14 protein-coding genes are annotated in these 15220 nt (G+C 62.2%); 9 read left to right on the plus strand and 5 right to left on the minus strand.

What is annotated here, in order from left to right; all coding sequences use genetic code 11:
* Positions 1 to 136 precede the first annotated feature (136 nt).
* The 6 genes from AC1DWF_RS09840 (at position 137) to AC1DWF_RS09865 (ending at position 5115) form a co-directional block, all read left to right on the plus strand.
* Positions 137 to 1351 (plus strand): DUF418 domain-containing protein, encoded by a 1215-nt coding sequence (locus AC1DWF_RS09840; RefSeq protein WP_476784133.1) that lies wholly within the window; start codon positions 137 to 139, stop codon positions 1349 to 1351.
* A gap of 41 nt (positions 1352 to 1392) precedes the next feature.
* The gene (locus tag AC1DWF_RS09845; protein ID WP_476784134.1) at positions 1393 to 1581 is read left to right on the plus strand and encodes a hypothetical protein; all 189 of its coding nucleotides are present in this window, start codon (positions 1393 to 1395) and stop codon (positions 1579 to 1581) included.
* Positions 1582 to 1701: 120 nt separating this feature from the next.
* Positions 1702 to 2610 (plus strand): KPN_02809 family neutral zinc metallopeptidase, encoded by a 909-nt coding sequence (gene ypfJ / locus AC1DWF_RS09850; protein WP_476789034.1) that lies wholly within the window; start codon positions 1702 to 1704, stop codon positions 2608 to 2610.
* A gap of 11 nt (positions 2611 to 2621) precedes the next feature.
* Positions 2622 to 3539: an aldo/keto reductase gene (locus AC1DWF_RS09855; RefSeq protein WP_476784136.1), complete on the plus strand. Its 918-nt coding sequence runs from the start codon at positions 2622 to 2624 to the stop codon at positions 3537 to 3539.
* Between the two features lie 305 nt (positions 3540 to 3844).
* The gene (locus AC1DWF_RS09860) at positions 3845 to 4696 is read left to right on the plus strand and encodes an AraC family transcriptional regulator (RefSeq protein ID WP_476784137.1); all 852 of its coding nucleotides are present in this window, start codon (positions 3845 to 3847) and stop codon (positions 4694 to 4696) included.
* The gene (locus tag AC1DWF_RS09865) at positions 4693 to 5115 is read left to right on the plus strand and encodes a DUF1801 domain-containing protein (RefSeq protein WP_476789035.1); all 423 of its coding nucleotides are present in this window, start codon (positions 4693 to 4695) and stop codon (positions 5113 to 5115) included. The genes AC1DWF_RS09860 and AC1DWF_RS09865 overlap by 4 nt, the downstream gene beginning before the upstream one ends.
* A 214-nt stretch (positions 5116 to 5329) precedes the next feature.
* Here AC1DWF_RS09865 and AC1DWF_RS09870 read toward each other — a convergent pair whose 3' ends face one another.
* Positions 5330 to 5614 carry a hypothetical protein gene (locus AC1DWF_RS09870; RefSeq protein ID WP_476789036.1) on the minus strand — a complete coding sequence of 95 codons (285 nt, stop codon included), beginning with the start codon at positions 5612 to 5614 and terminating at the stop codon, positions 5330 to 5332.
* A 377-nt stretch (positions 5615 to 5991) separates the two neighbouring features.
* Between AC1DWF_RS09870 and AC1DWF_RS09875 the strand changes: the two genes are divergently transcribed.
* Positions 5992 to 6591, plus strand: a complete 600-nt coding sequence (locus AC1DWF_RS09875) for a YdeI/OmpD-associated family protein (RefSeq protein ID WP_476784152.1) — start codon at positions 5992 to 5994, stop codon at positions 6589 to 6591.
* Positions 6592 to 6737: 146 nt separating this feature from the next.
* Here the strand turns inward: AC1DWF_RS09875 and carA are convergent, their stop codons facing one another.
* Positions 6738 to 7940: a glutamine-hydrolyzing carbamoyl-phosphate synthase small subunit gene (gene carA / locus AC1DWF_RS09880; RefSeq protein WP_476784151.1), complete on the minus strand. Its 1203-nt coding sequence runs from the start codon at positions 7938 to 7940 to the stop codon at positions 6738 to 6740.
* A 289-nt stretch (positions 7941 to 8229) separates the two neighbouring features.
* Here carA and AC1DWF_RS09885 point away from each other — a divergent pair, with 289 nt between their 5' ends.
* Complete coding sequence (locus AC1DWF_RS09885) at positions 8230 to 8679, plus strand: GatB/YqeY domain-containing protein (RefSeq protein ID WP_476784150.1); 450 nt, start codon at positions 8230 to 8232, stop codon at positions 8677 to 8679.
* Between the two features lie 71 nt (positions 8680 to 8750).
* On the opposite strand, the gene AC1DWF_RS09890 is transcribed toward AC1DWF_RS09885, so the two are convergent.
* The 3 genes from AC1DWF_RS09890 to AC1DWF_RS09900 form a co-directional block, all read right to left on the minus strand.
* A complete protein-coding gene (locus AC1DWF_RS09890) occupies positions 8751 to 9335 on the minus strand; it encodes a glyoxalase superfamily protein (protein WP_476784149.1) in 585 nt (194 codons plus the stop codon).
* A gap of 180 nt (positions 9336 to 9515) precedes the next feature.
* Positions 9516 to 10679: a M20 aminoacylase family protein gene (locus tag AC1DWF_RS09895; protein WP_476784148.1), complete on the minus strand. Its 1164-nt coding sequence runs from the start codon at positions 10677 to 10679 to the stop codon at positions 9516 to 9518.
* A gap of 315 nt (positions 10680 to 10994) precedes the next feature.
* Positions 10995 to 12659 (minus strand): Na/Pi cotransporter family protein, encoded by a 1665-nt coding sequence (locus tag AC1DWF_RS09900; RefSeq protein WP_476784147.1) that lies wholly within the window; start codon positions 12657 to 12659, stop codon positions 10995 to 10997.
* Positions 12660 to 12992: 333 nt separating this feature from the next.
* Here AC1DWF_RS09900 and dnaG point away from each other — a divergent pair, with 333 nt between their 5' ends.
* Positions 12993 to 14936: a DNA primase gene (gene dnaG, locus AC1DWF_RS09905; protein ID WP_476789037.1), complete on the plus strand. Its 1944-nt coding sequence runs from the start codon at positions 12993 to 12995 to the stop codon at positions 14934 to 14936.
* The last annotated feature ends 284 nt before the right edge of the window (positions 14937 to 15220 follow it).

A 15220-nucleotide genomic window follows, 5' to 3' on the forward strand; every position in this document is an offset into this window, starting at 1 on the left:
CCCTCATCGACGGCATCTTCAGCCGCGTGGCTGTCGACGCCGAATTCAAGCCAGCCGACCAGCACAAGACGATGCGCATCCTGCTCGGGCGGTTTTTGCGCCCGGGTATGGATGTCGCCAACGAAAGCGCGAAGCCATGAGTGCGATAACCGTGAAATCCTCCAAACAAGAGCGGATCACCTATGTCGACGCGCTGCGCGGTTTCGCGCTGTTCGGCATCCTCGTCGTCAACATCACCGCTTTTGCCTCGCCCTACTACGGCTTGGGCGTTGGCGAACCGGTCTTTGCCACACCGCTCGACTCTGCAGTGCGGTTCGTCATCGCCTTCCTGTTCGAGACAAAGTTCTACCTGCTGTTTTCGTTCCTGTTCGGCTACAGCTTCACCCTGCAGATGCAGTCGGCGGAGCGCGCCGGCGAGGCTTTCGTGCCGCGCCTGCTGCGGCGACAGGCCGGGCTATGGGCCATCGGCTTCATGCATGCGGTGCTGCTGTTTCATGGCGACATCCTGACCACTTATGCCGTGCTTGGCGTGGTGTTGCTTTGGCTGCGCAACATCGAGGAGGCCAGGGCGCTGCGGCTGGCGCGATGGCTGGTGATCGGTACCGCGCTGGCGTGGGGCGCAGTTGGAATGCTGCAGATGCTGGACCCGGTGGCGCTCGACCCGGCTGTCGGCCTGGCCGAAGGGAAAGCTGCGCTGGCGGCCTATCTCGGCGCGCCAAGCACCGTGATCGCCCAGCATCTGAGCGAACTTGGCAATGTCTGGGTGGTGATCGGCCTGATGCAAGGGCCGTGCGCGCTGGCGATGTTTCTCGTCGGCCTCGTTGCCGGCAAGCGGCAGATGTTTGTACAGCTCGACCACTACCTGCCGCTGCTGCGACGCATGCTTTCTGCCGGTCTGATCATCGGCCTGCCTGGGGCCGCGTTGTACGGCTGGACGTCGATCTATCTGGTCGGCACTGTGTGGGACTTGCCTGGCCTGGCGATCGGCCTGTTGACCGCGCCGCTTTTGACAGGGGCTTATGTCGCGCTGGCGATGTTCGCCTTCCATCGCTTTCGGCGTCTGCCCAACGTGCTGGCGCCGGCAGGGCGCATGGCGCTCTCCAACTACCTGTTGCAATCACTTGTGTGCGCCACCTTGTTTTATGCCTACGGCTTCAGGCTGATGGGCCAGGTGTCGCCGCTTGGTGGGTTGCTTCTCGCCGTGGGAATCTTCGGCGTTCAGCTGGTGCTCAGCCGCTGGTGGATGGCGCGCTTCTCCTATGGCCCGCTGGAATGGCTGTTGCGGGCGGTGACGATTGCTGGCTGGCCAAGCTTCCGCAAACCGGGAACAAGTGCTGTCGGCTCGCGTTAGCCTTGGCGCCTGAATGGACTGGCGCTCAGGAGGAATGAACGATGGCCATCACACAAGCGCCGACACCAAAGGGAAAAGAAGCTGCCAAGGGCCTTAGGCAGGCGGCGGCCAAGGAAGAACGCAAGGTCGAGGCCAAGACTGGCCACGACTTCAAGAAGGGCGAAAAGCGCTTCGAGGAGCGCTCCAAAAGCTCCGATGGCAAGAGTGCGGGCGCCAAGCAGAAAAGCTGAATTGGCCGCGAACTCAGCTGCATGGCACAACCAAAAACCCTGTGACTTGCCGCTGGCGTTGGGCTAATTGTCTCAGTGAGCGGAGCCGACCCCGCGACATGAAACATCAAGGATACGCCTATGCGCTGGAGAGGCCGTCGCCAGAGTGACAATGTCGAGGATGCGCGCGGCGATGGCGGCGGAGGCCTTGGCGGCGGGCTCGGCGGTGGCGGACGCCTGCCGATGGGACCGCGCATCTCGACGGGCGGCGGCGGACTTTCGGGCATCATCATCCTTGTGGTGCTGTTTTTCGCACTGCGTGCCTGCGGCATCGATCCTATGCAGATACTTTCGGATGGCGGTGGCTCAGGCACCGGCGGCGGCCAGGTAACCCAGGGCGGTGCGCCGGCAAACGATGAGATGACCCAGTTCGTCTCCACGGTGCTGGCCGAGACCGAAGACACCTGGAATGGCATCTTCCAGGCCGAGGGGCTGAAATACCAGGAACCCAAGCTGCTGCTGTTTTCCGGCCAGGTCAATTCGGCTTGCGGCTATTCCTCGGCGGCGTCGGGCCCGTTTTATTGCCCCGGCGACCGCAAGGTCTATCTCGACACGGCCTTCTTCAACCAGCTGTCCAAGCAGTTCGGGGCTTCCGGTGATTTCGCCGAAGCCTATGTCATCGCCCATGAGGTCGGCCACCACGTCCAGAACCTGACCGGCATCCTGCCCAAGTTCAACCAGATGCGGCAGAGCATGAGCGAGGCGGACGCCAACGCCATGTCGGTGCGCGTCGAGCTTCAGGCCGACTGCTTCGCCGGCATCTGGGGCTACTATACCGATCAGAAGGGTCTGCTCGAGCAAGGCGACATCGAAGAGGCGCTGAACGCCGCCCGACAGATCGGCGACGACACGCTGCAAAAGCGCATGCAAGGTTACGTCGTGCCGGAAAGCTTCAACCACGGCACCTCGGCACAACGCCAGCGCTGGTTTGCCGCCGGCTTCAAGAGCGGCAAGCTGTCGGACTGCGACACGTTCAACAACCCGATCTGAGGCCGATCTCCATGGTTTCCGCCCGACGCATTGAACTTGTGCCCGGTGGTCCATCGCTTTCGCGGTTGGTGTTCGGCGCCTGGCGCCTGCTGGACGGTCAAAGCCCGAGCACTGAGGCTGTAGCGCGGCTCATCGATACGGCGATCGACCTTGGCCTGACCAGTTTCGACCATGCCGACATCTATGGCGACTATGCGGTCGAAGAAGCCTTTGGCGCCGGCCTTGCCCGCTTCAAGGGCAGGCGCGACAGCATCGAGCTCATCAGCAAATGCGGCATCATGCTGAAGTCGGTCAACCGCCCGGCGAACCGGCTCAAACATTACGACACCGGTGCCGCCCACATCACCTCATCCGTCGAACGCTCGCTCAAGAACCTTGGCACCGATTATCTCGACCTTGTGCTGATCCACCGGCCGGACCCACTGATGGATGCCGACGAGACGGCGGCCGCCTTTGAGCGGCTGGTGTCGGCCGGCAAGGTGCGCGCAGTCGGCGTGTCCAACTTCACGCCGCAGCAATTCGACCTTTTGGCTTCAAGGCTGCCATTTCCTCTCGTCACCAACCAGATCGAGCATTCGGTGCTGGAGACCTCGGCACTGACGGATGGCCGGCTCGACCACGCGCAGAGGCTGCGTTACGCGCCGATGATCTGGTCGCCGCTCGGCGGCGGCTCGCTGTTCACCGGCGACGGTGCGCACGAGCACAAGGTGCGCGCGGCGCTTACTGTCGCCGCGGCCGAAACCGGCGCCCATGATATCGCAACAATTGCCATCGCCTGGCTGCTACGCCATCCGGCGCGGCTGGTGCCGGTGCTCGGCACGATGAAGCCGGCGCGGCTTGCGCAATTGGCCAAGGCGCTGGATGTGGTGCTCGAGCGTCAGCAATGGTTTGCGATCCTCGAGGCAAGCGAGGGGCATCCGGTCGCCTGATGCCCTCGCCGGCATGAACAGATTTGACGTGTTCTTGTACTGTTCTTTTTGTATGTTTGTCCTATAAGCGATGCTTCCGCTGTGGGCGGCGTATTCCTGGCGCTTGTGGTGTTCGTGCTCAAGGTCGAAAGGCCGGTTGCGGCCAGGCAGGAGGCGGCGACGACAACCGCATAGCCAAGCGCTGATGCATAGCGCTTCAATTCGCAGGATGGCGCGTGGAGACCCACTATGCGCACTTCCRCAGGATTTGCCTGTCCACGTCGTGCAAGACTTTCTATGATTTCAAAGCACGACAGAGGGCTCCTATGCACAGCCAGGAAAATTACAACGACCGCCTTAACCGGGTGCTTGATTACGTCTATGCCCATCTGGAGGATGATCTCTCCTTTGACCGACTGGCGGAGGTCGCTTGTCTTTCTCCCTATCACTGGAGCCGAATCTACTCGGCCATGCGCGGAGAAACGATTGCCGCAACGTTCCGCAGGTTAAGGCTCCAGCGCGCGGCTGATCGGCTGTCCAACTCCGATCTAGACATCGGAGCGGTCGCCACGCGTGCCGGCTATAGCTCCGCCGACACGTTCGGGCGGGCCTTCAAGGACTCGTTCGGCGTGAGCCCCGCTGCCTACCGTGGAAAAGGCTCGCACGCCGCCTTTAAGGCTGCCCATGCGGCCAGCGATGCGAGCGCCTTCCCCGTGACGGTGGAGACCTTGCCAGAGCGGCGATGTGCCGGGGTCGAACACACGGGCTCCTACATGGAAATCGACCATGCCATGGGCAGGCTCTTTTCCGAGCTTGTCGCCCGTCATGCCCTGCCGGTCCAGCCCGCCATGATCGGGGTGTTTTTCGACGATCCCGATCTCGGGCCTGAGGAGGAATTGCGCTCGCGTGCCTGCCTGCCGGTGGCAAATTCCGTCACAATCGATGCACCACTGGTGGAGACGGTTCTGCGCGGCGGGCTATATGCGAAACTGAGCTACACAGGTCCCTATGCCGATATGCGCGGTGCCTATCGCTGGTTTCTGGGCGTGTGGCTGCCCGCTTCCGGCTATGAGCCGGATGATGCTCCAATCTTCGAAGCCTATCTCAACGACCCACGTGAGGTGCCGCAAAACGAACTGCGCACCGATGTTCACCTGCCTCTCAAGGTAGCGCCATGAAGACCCCGCTTGTCCCCCGTCTCGTTGCCGAAGCGCTATCGCGCTACTCCGAGCCGGTGCGGGCGCGTCTGTTGGAGATTCGCGAGATCGTATTTGCGGTAGCCAAGGAAACCGAAGGTATTGGCCCGCTGACCGAAACACTCAAGTGGGGCGAAGCGGCCTATCTGACCGAGGCCAGCAAGAGCGGAACAACCATCAGGCTGGGCACCATAAAGTCCGCACCCGAAGCATGCGCGGTGCTGTTCAACTGCAAGACAACGCTTGTCGAAACGTTCCGAACCCATTTTGCCGATACCTTCGCATTCGAGGGCAATCGCGCACTCGTCGTGTCCACCACGGGAGCTCTGCCGCGCGAGCCACTGATGCTCTGCTTGCGCGCGGCGCTGACCTATCATCGGCAAAAAGGCGCAGGTTCCTGATCATAGCGAAAATTCGACATTCGCCGAGGCTGCCCAGCGTCCCGTTCGGCTGGCAGAAGCGGGCTGACACCGCCTATTCACTGTCGTTTGGACCGCCGCTTGCCAACAAAGCTTCCCGCAAATGGAAGCCATGAAACAAACCAAGCCGCATTTGAGAAGCTCTTTTGCCAACAGGACCTAGACCTGTCTGGGCKCCGGGCAGGAGACGTCCGCGCTATTGTTCGACAAAGCGCACGCCTACCGATGTCGGCGAATACCAGCACACGCGTGCCGTTCGCTTTGCTGCCTCGCCGGTAATCGCCAGACTGAACTCGGCTGGCACACCTGTCGTGTCGCCAAAGTCCAATCTTGCGCCATTTTGGGACTGGTTGCGGACAATGCCCTCAAAGGAGCAATAGCCGCCGTAAAATGACAACTTGGCGCCTTTCAGCGTGCGGCGACGGCCTTCCTTGCGTTGTTCGACCCGTTCGTGCGTATTGAGATCTATCACATATGCCATTGATCACCACCGTTTCTCTAACACTGCAGCAGTCGCAAAGCAGAAAGCATGCCAACTGGAAAGACGAAKGCATGACGTCGAAGCCGTATGTCAGGCATGGAGGATTTGGTGGTCAGTTTCGCCTTGCTTCTCCACTGTCTCTACTTGGGGTTCACTCGATGAGCGTTGTTACGATGCAGGCGCCACTACAATAAGCCTGCTGCACTTGGCCTGAACCGCAAGATAGACTGGCATGAGGCGCTGCGAGCATGCAGATTGGGCCACCCATGAAAGCTTGCTTGCCGTGTTCGCAAACCCGGCTTCGCGGCGGTAGGTATCGAAAAGAGGAGAGCCATCTTGTCTGACGGATTTGTTGCTGACGTGGAGCTGGTGATCTGATGGCGCCCGTATATGTCGATCCGGACAAAGTCCGCGAGTTCGCCGATGCCGCGAGTTTCTACGACTGGCTCGGCGAGCACCACGACAGCCAAGACGAGGTCTGGATCAAGATCCACAAGGTGGGGACGGGGCTCAAGTCGATCACGCCGAAAGAGGCTATCGACATGGTGCTGTGCTGGGGCTGGATCGATGGCGTGCGCAAGGGGCTCGACGACAAGAGCTTTTTGCAGCGCTACTCGCCGCGCGGCAAGAAAGGCACCTGGAGCCAGATCAATGTCGACAATGTCGCCCGCCTGATCGCCGAAGGCCGAATGACCGAGCACGGCCTCAGCCACGTCGAGGCGGCCAAGGCTGATGGGCGCTGGCAGCGCGCCTACAAGAGCGGCAAGGACATGAAGATCCCCGACGACCTCCAGGCGGCGATCGACGCCGAGCCCGAGGCGAGGGCGATGTTGGGCAAACTCAGCGCGCAGAATCGTTTCGCACTTGCCTTCCGCACCCACAACATGAAGACCGAAGCCGGGCGCAAGAAGAAGATCGAGACCTTCGTTGCGATGCTCAAGCGCGGCGAAACGATCTACCCTCAGGGCAAGAAATAGGTGGTGCAGCGTGTCGCCGCAGAGGCAAGCTGACAGCGCAGCTTGAGGCCAACATCTGGGTTTTTGGTCACGTAATAGATAAGGCCCCGCAATAGCGGAGCCTTATCTCACGAATGCCTTCGAGGGCCTCTTTCTGAATGTCCGGCTCAGCGCTCAGCCAGTGCCGGCTCGCCCTGGCGGGCGCGGATCAGGTTGACGAAGCGGCGGAAGAGATAGTGCGAATCCTGCGGGCCGGGCGACGCCTCAGGATGGTGCTGGACCGAAAACACCGGGCGGCCGGTGAGCGCAATTCCGCAATTCGAGCCATCGAACAGCGAAACGTGGGTTTCTTCGACGCCTTCGGGCAGCGATTCGGCATCGACCGCAAAGCCGTGGTTCATCGACACGATCTCGACCTTGCCGGTGGTGTGGTCCTTGACCGGATGGTTGGCGCCGTGATGGCCCTGGTGCATCTTTTCGGTCCTGCCGCCAAGGGCAAGGGCCAGCATCTGGTGACCGAGGCAGATGCCGAAGACCGGCAATTCGGTCTTGAGCAGGTCCTTGATGACCGGCACCGAATATTCGCCTGTCGCCGCCGGGTCGCCTGGGCCGTTGGACAGGAAGATGCCGTCCGGCTTCATTGCCAGGATGTCTTCGGCCGAAGTCTTGGCCGGAACGACCGTGACCTTGGCGCCGAGGCCGGCGAGCAGGCGCAGGATGTTGCGCTTCACGCCATAATCGATGGCAACGACATGCATGGTGGCTTCATTGCGCTCGCCGTAGCCTTCGTTCCAGACCCAGGGCGTTTCGCTCCAGCTGGAGGACTGGCCAGAGGTGACTTCCTTGGCGAGGTCGAGGCCAACGAGACCTGACCATGCGCGGGCCCGGGCCCTCAAATCGTCGAGGTCGAACTTGCCGTCCGGCGCGTGCGCGATGACGCCATTGGGCATGCCCTTTTCGCGGATCAGTGCGGTCAACGCGCGGGTGTCGACGCCCGACATGGCAACGATGCCGCGCCGCTTCAGCCACTGGTCGAGATGGCCGGCGGCACGATAGCTCGATGGGTTGGTGACATCGGCCTTGAACACCGCACCGACCGCGCCGAAGCGGGCCGCCGGGTTCAGGTCCTCGATGTCTTCATCGTTGGTACCGATGTTGCCGATGTGAGGGAAGGTGAAGGTGACGATCTGGCTGGCGTAGGATGGGTCGGTCAGAACCTCCTGGTAGCCGGTCAGTGCCGTATTGAAGCAGACTTCGGCGACGGCAGTCCCTGTGGCGCCAAGGCCTCGGCCGGTGATGACCGTGCCGTCGGCCAGAACCAGAACGGCGGTCGGCACTTCGGTTGCCCAGGGGGCGGTCTCTGAGGCCATGGCGATGCTCCTGCGTAACGGGCGCGGCGACTTGAAAAATGGCTCGCAAGGGGCCATATCGCGCAGCGAAAAGCACGGACGACCGCCGTCAGGCGAGCCCCGTGCACAAAACAAACTAGTCCTTGCAAGGCGCGGACAATAAGCGAAGGCCGGCGGGTGGTCAATGACCGCACCGGAATTCACGGCTAATTATTTTTCCTAGCAAAAACAGGAAGTTGGCCATTGTCATTCGGTTTGCCACTGTGGCAGGTCGGCGTTATTGTTTGCGACACGTTCAGGAGTAATGGCCATGCGCGAGACACTCGCCGAGGCGCTGAAGACTGCATTGAAAGCCGGCGACAAACGCCGCACATCGACGCTCAGGCTGATCCAGGCCGCTATCCAGGACCGCGACATCGCCCATCGCGGTTCCGGCAAGGACCCGGTGTCGGATGATGAAATCCTGCAGATCCTGACCAAGATGGTCAAGCAGCGGCAAGAATCGGCCAAGGCCTTCGAGGAAGGCGCGAGGCTGGAGCTTGCCGCCCAGGAACGCGATGAGATAACCATCATCACCGACTTCCTGCCCAAGCAGATGGAAGACGCAGCGGTGCGCGACGCAGCGCAAAAAGTGATCGCCGAGCTCGGCGCTGAGGGCCTGCGCGACATGGGCCGCATTATGAATGCGCTCAAGGAGCGCTATCCCGGCCAGATGGATTTCGGCAAGGCGAGCGGCATCGTCAAGGAGCTGCTGCAGTAGCTTCACCCTTGATTGCGTTTTGAACAACGACGCCCCGACTGCCATGCAGTCGGGGCGTTTTTCTTGGGATCTCAGGCGGCGCGACTAAGCCTGACGGGCGTCTTGTCCTGGAGGCCCCAGATGTGCCCGAACGGATCGAACACGGTGGCGCCGCGTCGGCCGTCGGTCGCTTCCCCTAGCTCTCCCCGCAGGGTCGCTCCAGCGTTGATTGCTCTTTGCAGGGCCGCCTCGGCGCTGGCGACGTCAAGCACAAAGACCGTACTGACCGCGCCCTTGGCCTTGGGAAAAAAGGGGCCGCCTCGGTGCGGCTCCAGTTCCCTGCGGGGATTGGCCCCTCCGACTTGCATTGCCGTATCGCCGATTTGCAGGTCTATCGAGATCGCCTCACCCTCAAACATGTAGGCCCCGCCACGAACGGCGCCGAAGGCCCGCTGATAGAATGCGGCCGCTTCCTCTTCGCGGCCGTGCTCGACCATGATCGAGATGCGGAAGTCGGCCTTGGTGTCACAGTGCGCCTTGAACATGTTCCAGTCGTCGAAGCCGAACTGGTGTGCGACGATTTCGAGGCAGGCGCTGTGCGAGAGGTGGATGTTTTGTGCGGCCAGGCTGCTGCGCAGTTCCTTGGCTATGGATTTCACGTGATCAAGTGATGGCATGGAATGTTCCCATGGAAAGGGTGACAAACAACGTCAGTGCTCGCATTGCCGACGGTCACCCAAGGGGGCCAAGCCAAGGTTGAGGTGCATTCACCAATCCGGAAGGAGCGAGCGGCAGGCTGCACGGCCTTTGCAGAGGTCACCAATAAAATCCGATTCGGGCAACCCCTTCGCCTGAGATTACTCGGCCGGCAGGCGCTGGCGCGCGATGGCGGCGTGGAAGCGCGCGCCGTGGATCAGGGCGGCGTCGTTGAAGTCGAATGTCGGGTTGTGGAGCGGTGCCGAGCCTTCGCCGTTGCCAATATAGGCAAAGCAGCCGGGCACATGATCGAGGAAGCGGGCGAAGTCCTCCGATGCGGAGACGATCTCGCCTTTGCCGTTGACGGCGCCGGGGGCAAAAACCGTGCTTGCGGCCTCAAGCGCTGCCTGTGTTGCGTCGGCGTCATTGATCAGCGGCACGAACTCCCTGGTGTAGGTCACCTCGGCTGAGCAGTTGAACGTCAGGGCCGTGCCCTCGGCGATGATGCGCATCTGCCTTTCAATTTCGGCGCTCACCTCGGGCCGGAAGCTTCTGGCGTCCCCGAGGATGCGGGCGAAGCCGGGCAGGGCGTTGCGGGTGCCGTCGGTCAAAAGCTCGGTGACCGAAACGACCGAGATGTCGGCCGGGCTCAACCGGCGCGACACGATGGTCTGGAGATTGGTAACCAGCGCACAGGCGGCGACCAGAACCTCGCGCCCGCCATGCGGCCGGGCCGCATGACCGCCAAGGCCGCGCAGCACGATCTCGAAATTGTCTTCGGCCGACATGATCGGGCCGGGCCGGGTTTCGAAATGGCCGACAGGCAGGCCGGGCATGTTGTGCAGCCCGTAAATTTCGTCGAAGGGAAAGCGCGCCATCAGGCCGTCGTCGAGCATGGCGAGCGCACCCTTGCCCCACTCCTCGGCGGGCTGGAAGATGAAGCGCACCGTGCCGTCGAAGCCGCCTTCGCTGGCGAGCATCTTGGCTGCGCCCAACAGCATGGCCGTGTGGCCGTCATGGCCGCAGGCATGCATGACGCCGGGTGTCTGCGAGGGATGGTCGTGGTTCGCTTGCTCCGTGATGCGGAGCGCGTCCATGTCGGCCCGGAGTGCTATGGCGCGGTTGCCACTGCCACGCCTGAGCGTTCCGACAACGCCGGTTCCGCCGACACCTTCGACGACCTCATTGAGGCCGAAGGCCCTGAGCTGTGCCGCCACGAACGCGCTCGTGCGCTTTTCCTCAAAGCCGAATTCGGGATGGGCATGCAGATCGCGCCGCCATGCGGTCATCTCGGCGATGAGGGCTTCGTGGTCGAGCGCGGCCATATCTATATCCCCTTCGTTGAAAGGGGCAGCGTCACCCGGATTGGCGGTGGCAGGCAAGGCTTGTCGGTGAGGCCAGACAGCACTTGAGCGATTGTTGCCTTGAGCCACGATCCCACGCCGTCGTCATCCCGGGCGAACGGAGCGAGACCCGGGACCTATTGATGAGCGCGGCCGGGTCCTGAGTTTGTGGAGGCATAGACGAGTACGTCAACGCGAGGACCCGGCCGCGCCAGACGATATTCCAGTCAATGGTTCCCGGATAAGCTTCGCTACGCTGCGCTTTCCGGGATGACGATGGTGACGTCGGCCTTCTGTTCAGCTCGCCTTGAGGCGTGTGCCGCTGAGCAGACCCTGCTCTTCGAGCACCGGATAGGCCATCGAGGCGAGCAGCGAGTTGATCTGCTTGAGGTCGCGGATGGTGTCGAGATGGATCGAGCTTGTCTCGACGCTCTTGATGGTGCCGTCGCGCAGGCGCAGGAAATGGCTCTGACTGGTTTCTTTCTCGACGTCGCGCAGCCGGTCCTTTTCGAGCACGAGCTGTCGTGCGGTATTGGGATCGCGCGATACCAGGACGTTGAAGGCAAGCCGCGCGTTGGCCATGACAGCGGCGTGGAAGCTCGAAAGCTCGCGCCAGCCTTCGGGTGTGAATTCGAGGCCGCGATCGAGTTTCTTCTGCACATGGGCGAGCATGTTGCGGACGATGATGTCGCCGACCTGCTCGAGCTTGACGCAGGCGCCAAGCAGTTCCTGGCAACGCAGCGCCTCGTCCTCGGTCATCGGCCGGATGGTGGCCTTGGCGAGGTAGAGCTTGATCGCCGCATGCTTGCGGTCGACGCGGTCGTCGAGCGAGGCCAGCGCCTTGATCTTGTCGTCATCGGCCTTCTCATACAGCTCGATGATGCGCTGGAGCATGATCTCGACGGTTTCGCAAACGCGGACCACTTCGCGGGTGGCATTGGCGAGAGCTAGTGATGGTGTGTCGAGGGCGGCCTCGTTGAGGGCGCTCAGTTCGGCGACCGCTATGTCTTTGGCCGGGTCGGCTTTGGCGCCGAGCGCCACGATCTTTTCAGAGGCGCTGTAGACGAGTTTGGCGAGCGGAATGCCGGCGACCAGGATCAGGCAATTGAACAATATATGGGCGTTGATGATCTGGTCCGGCACGGTCGAACCGAGGAAGGCGACAGACGGCTTGATCCACAAGAAGGCAACCAGCATGACAAGCGAGCCCGCGCCGCGCATCAGAAGGTTGCCGATGGGCACGACGCGGACGGCTGGCTCGGCGTTGCGCGTAAGCAAAGGCGCGATGATCGAGCTGCCGAGATTGACGCCGAGCACCAGAACGATGCCGAGTTCGGGCGGAACGAAGCCGCGGCCCCCAAGGGCGACGATCAAAAGCACGGCGGCGATCGAGGAATGGAACAGCCAGGTGACGACAGCGGCGAGCAGATAGGCGGTGACGGGATCGCCGGCGAAATAGTCGACGATGACCGGCAAAAGTTTGCTTTCGCGCAGCGGCTCGGATGCCTGGCCGACCATTTCGAGCGACAGCACCAGAAGGCCGATGCCAACGAGGATGCGGCCGGTCTGCTGCCAGCTACGCCGGTCGGTGGCCAGGAACATGGTGGTGCCGGCGACGAGGCAGAGCGGCACCAGAAGCGTGAGGTCGAAGGTCAGGATCTTGATGACCAGCGCCGAGCCGATTTCGGCGCCGCGCACGGCGAGCTGGCCGGCAATGCCGCTGACGATGCCGGCGCCGGCAAAAGAGCCGACTAGCAAGGTGACGGCAGTGGAACTTTGGAAGGCGATGGCAAGGGCAGTGCCGGCAAGCACGGCGAGGATCGGATTGCGCATGGTGTTGCGCAGCTTGTGACGCAGGACGTCGCCATAGGCGCGCTCGACGCCGGTGCGCACCATGCGAGTGGCGAACAAAAGCAGGGCGACCGCGCCGGCAAGATGCAGCAGGACGACCGAACCGCTCATTGGCTGCACCTGTGGGGGCTGCACCGAAGGGCGGTTGAGGAGGCGACCGCGATGGTCTGGGCGCGTAAACGAATCACTGTCATGGCCATGCCGATTAGATTAGCCGGATAATATTATTCGTCCATATTGCACACGTGTGCATTGGGCCGCAAGATGCTCGATCTGTCATATATAGAGATACTCCCGGCGAGCCTGGGGTTCCGTAGCGACTGTGGGGCGGCGCAATCTGGATGTTCATGCAGGCCAGGGGCTGTGAACAGCGGGCATGACGGCGAATAGGATTAGTGTCGGGCGGGGAGAGCGCCTATATCAGGATGAAACAAGCAGGGCCCAATGCGCTTTTCCGACGGATTTTTGAGCGAGATACGCGACCGCGTGCCGATTTCGGCCGTTATCGGCCTGCGCGTGACGTGGGACCGCAAAAAGACCAACGCACCGCGTGGTGATTTTTGGGCGTGCTGCCCGTTCCATGGCGAGAAGTCGCCGTCGTTTCACTGCGAGGACCGCAAGGGCCGCTATCATTGCTTCGGCTGCGGGGTTTCGGGCGATCATTTCCGTTTCTTCACCGAACTCGACGGCATGACCTTCCCCGAGGCGGTGGAGCGGGTCGCCGAGATGGCTGGCGTGCCGATGCCGGCGCGCGACGCGCAGGAAGAACGGCGCGAGCGCGAGCGCGCCTCGCTGCACGACGTCATGGAGCTGGCGACCAAGTTTTTCGAGGACCGGCTGCAATCGGCCGACGGGGCGAGGGGACGTGCCTATCTGCGCGACCGTGGGCTTTCGCCGGCAACGCAGCAGCAGTTCCGGCTCGGCTTCGCGCCCGACAGCCGCAACGCGCTCAAGGAATTTTTGGCTTCCAAGGGTATCGAAAAAGCGCAGATGGAGGCCTGCGGGCTGACCGTCTTTGAGGACGTGCCGGTTTCCTACGATCGTTTCCGCGACCGCATCATGTTTCCAATCCCTGATTCACGCGGCCGCATCATCGCTTTTGGCGGACGCGCCATGTCAGCCGAGGTTTCGGCCAAGTATCTCAACTCGCCTGAGACCGAGCTCTTCCACAAGGGTAACGTGCTTTACAATTTCGCCCGCGCCCGCAAGGCGCTGCAAAAGGGCGGAGCGGTGATCGCGGTCGAAGGCTACATGGACGTGATCGCGCTGGCCCAGGCCGGTTTCGACAATGTCGTGGCGCCGCTTGGCACCGCGCTGACCGAAAACCAGCTCGAACTGCTGTGGCGCATGTCGGGCGAACCGGTTTTGTGCTTCGACGGCGACAAGGCCGGCCTGAAGGCCGCCTACCGCGCCGCCGATATGGTGCTGCCGCTGGTGGCACCTGGGCACACTGCGCGCTTTGCGCTGCTGCCGGAGGGCAAGGACCCCGACGATCTGGTCAAGGCCGAAGGACCGGAGGCGTTTCGTTCCGTACTTACCGCCGCGCGGCCTTTGTCCGAGCTGATCTGGATGCGCGAGACCTCGGGCGGGCTGTTCGACACGCCCGAGCGCCGTGCGGAGCTTGAAAAGACGCTGCGCGAGCTGAGCGGCAGGATCAAGGACGAGAGTGTCCGCTACCACTACCAGCAGGAGATGCGCGAACGCGTGCTGAATTTCTTCGGCAACCAGCGCGGGCGCCAGCAGGGCCAGGGCGACCGCAACAAGGGGTCGTTCAACAAGGGCGGCGAGCGCGGCCAATGGAACAAGGGCGGCACGGGCGCCAAGGCCGGCCGGTTCGCCGTGTCCGAAAGCCTGGCGCGCTCGGCGATGGTCAAGCGCGCCGGCGGTATCATGCCGTTGCGCGAGGCAGCCCTTGTGGTGGCGCTTGTCAATCACCCCTCGCTGATCGACGAGAATTTCGAGCATGTCGAACGCCTCGACCTCAGCCATGGCGATCTCAAGCAGCTGCATTCGGTGCTGATCGACGCCATGGCGCATGGCGAGGCCAATACGCGCGAAGCGGTGGTGGCGGCGATCGAACGCGCGTCCTGTGCCGAGATGTGGGAACGTGCCGTGGCGCTGGCGCGACGCGCCCGGCAGTGGACGGCATTTGAGGATGCGGCGATCGAGGATGCCCGCGACGCCTTCGCGCAGGCGTTGCACTTGCACCGCAGCGCCCGCACCTTACATAAGGAGCTGAAACAGGCCGAGGCCGCGCTGGCTACCGATCCTACCGACGAAAACTACCGACATCTGGTGGAAGTTCAGGCGCAGTTTCATGACGTGCAGGCCACCGAAGCGCTTATCGAAGGCTTCGGGGTGTCGTCGGGTCGTAGCGGTCGCAACTGACGCGGCGGACCGATTATCCCGCATTTGATTCGCTTTTTTGGTGCGAATCATGCGAGAGGCGCTTGACCTTCCGACGGAATGACGGAATCAGGTCGATTCGAAAAAGTTAACCGGCGGCCGGGCCGCCAGTCGTGTCGATGGCCTGAAAATGCGGATTGGGGCGCTTGTCACTGGACAGGAAGATATTCCGCCACAGATATCACGGTTAATCTGGACTTAACACAGGTGCAGCTACTGGCAGTTCAGGCGCAGGTTCGATGAGCGCATCTGATTTGCACTGTCTA

It is taken from the genome of Aminobacter sp. P4_D5, assembly GCF_056401815.1.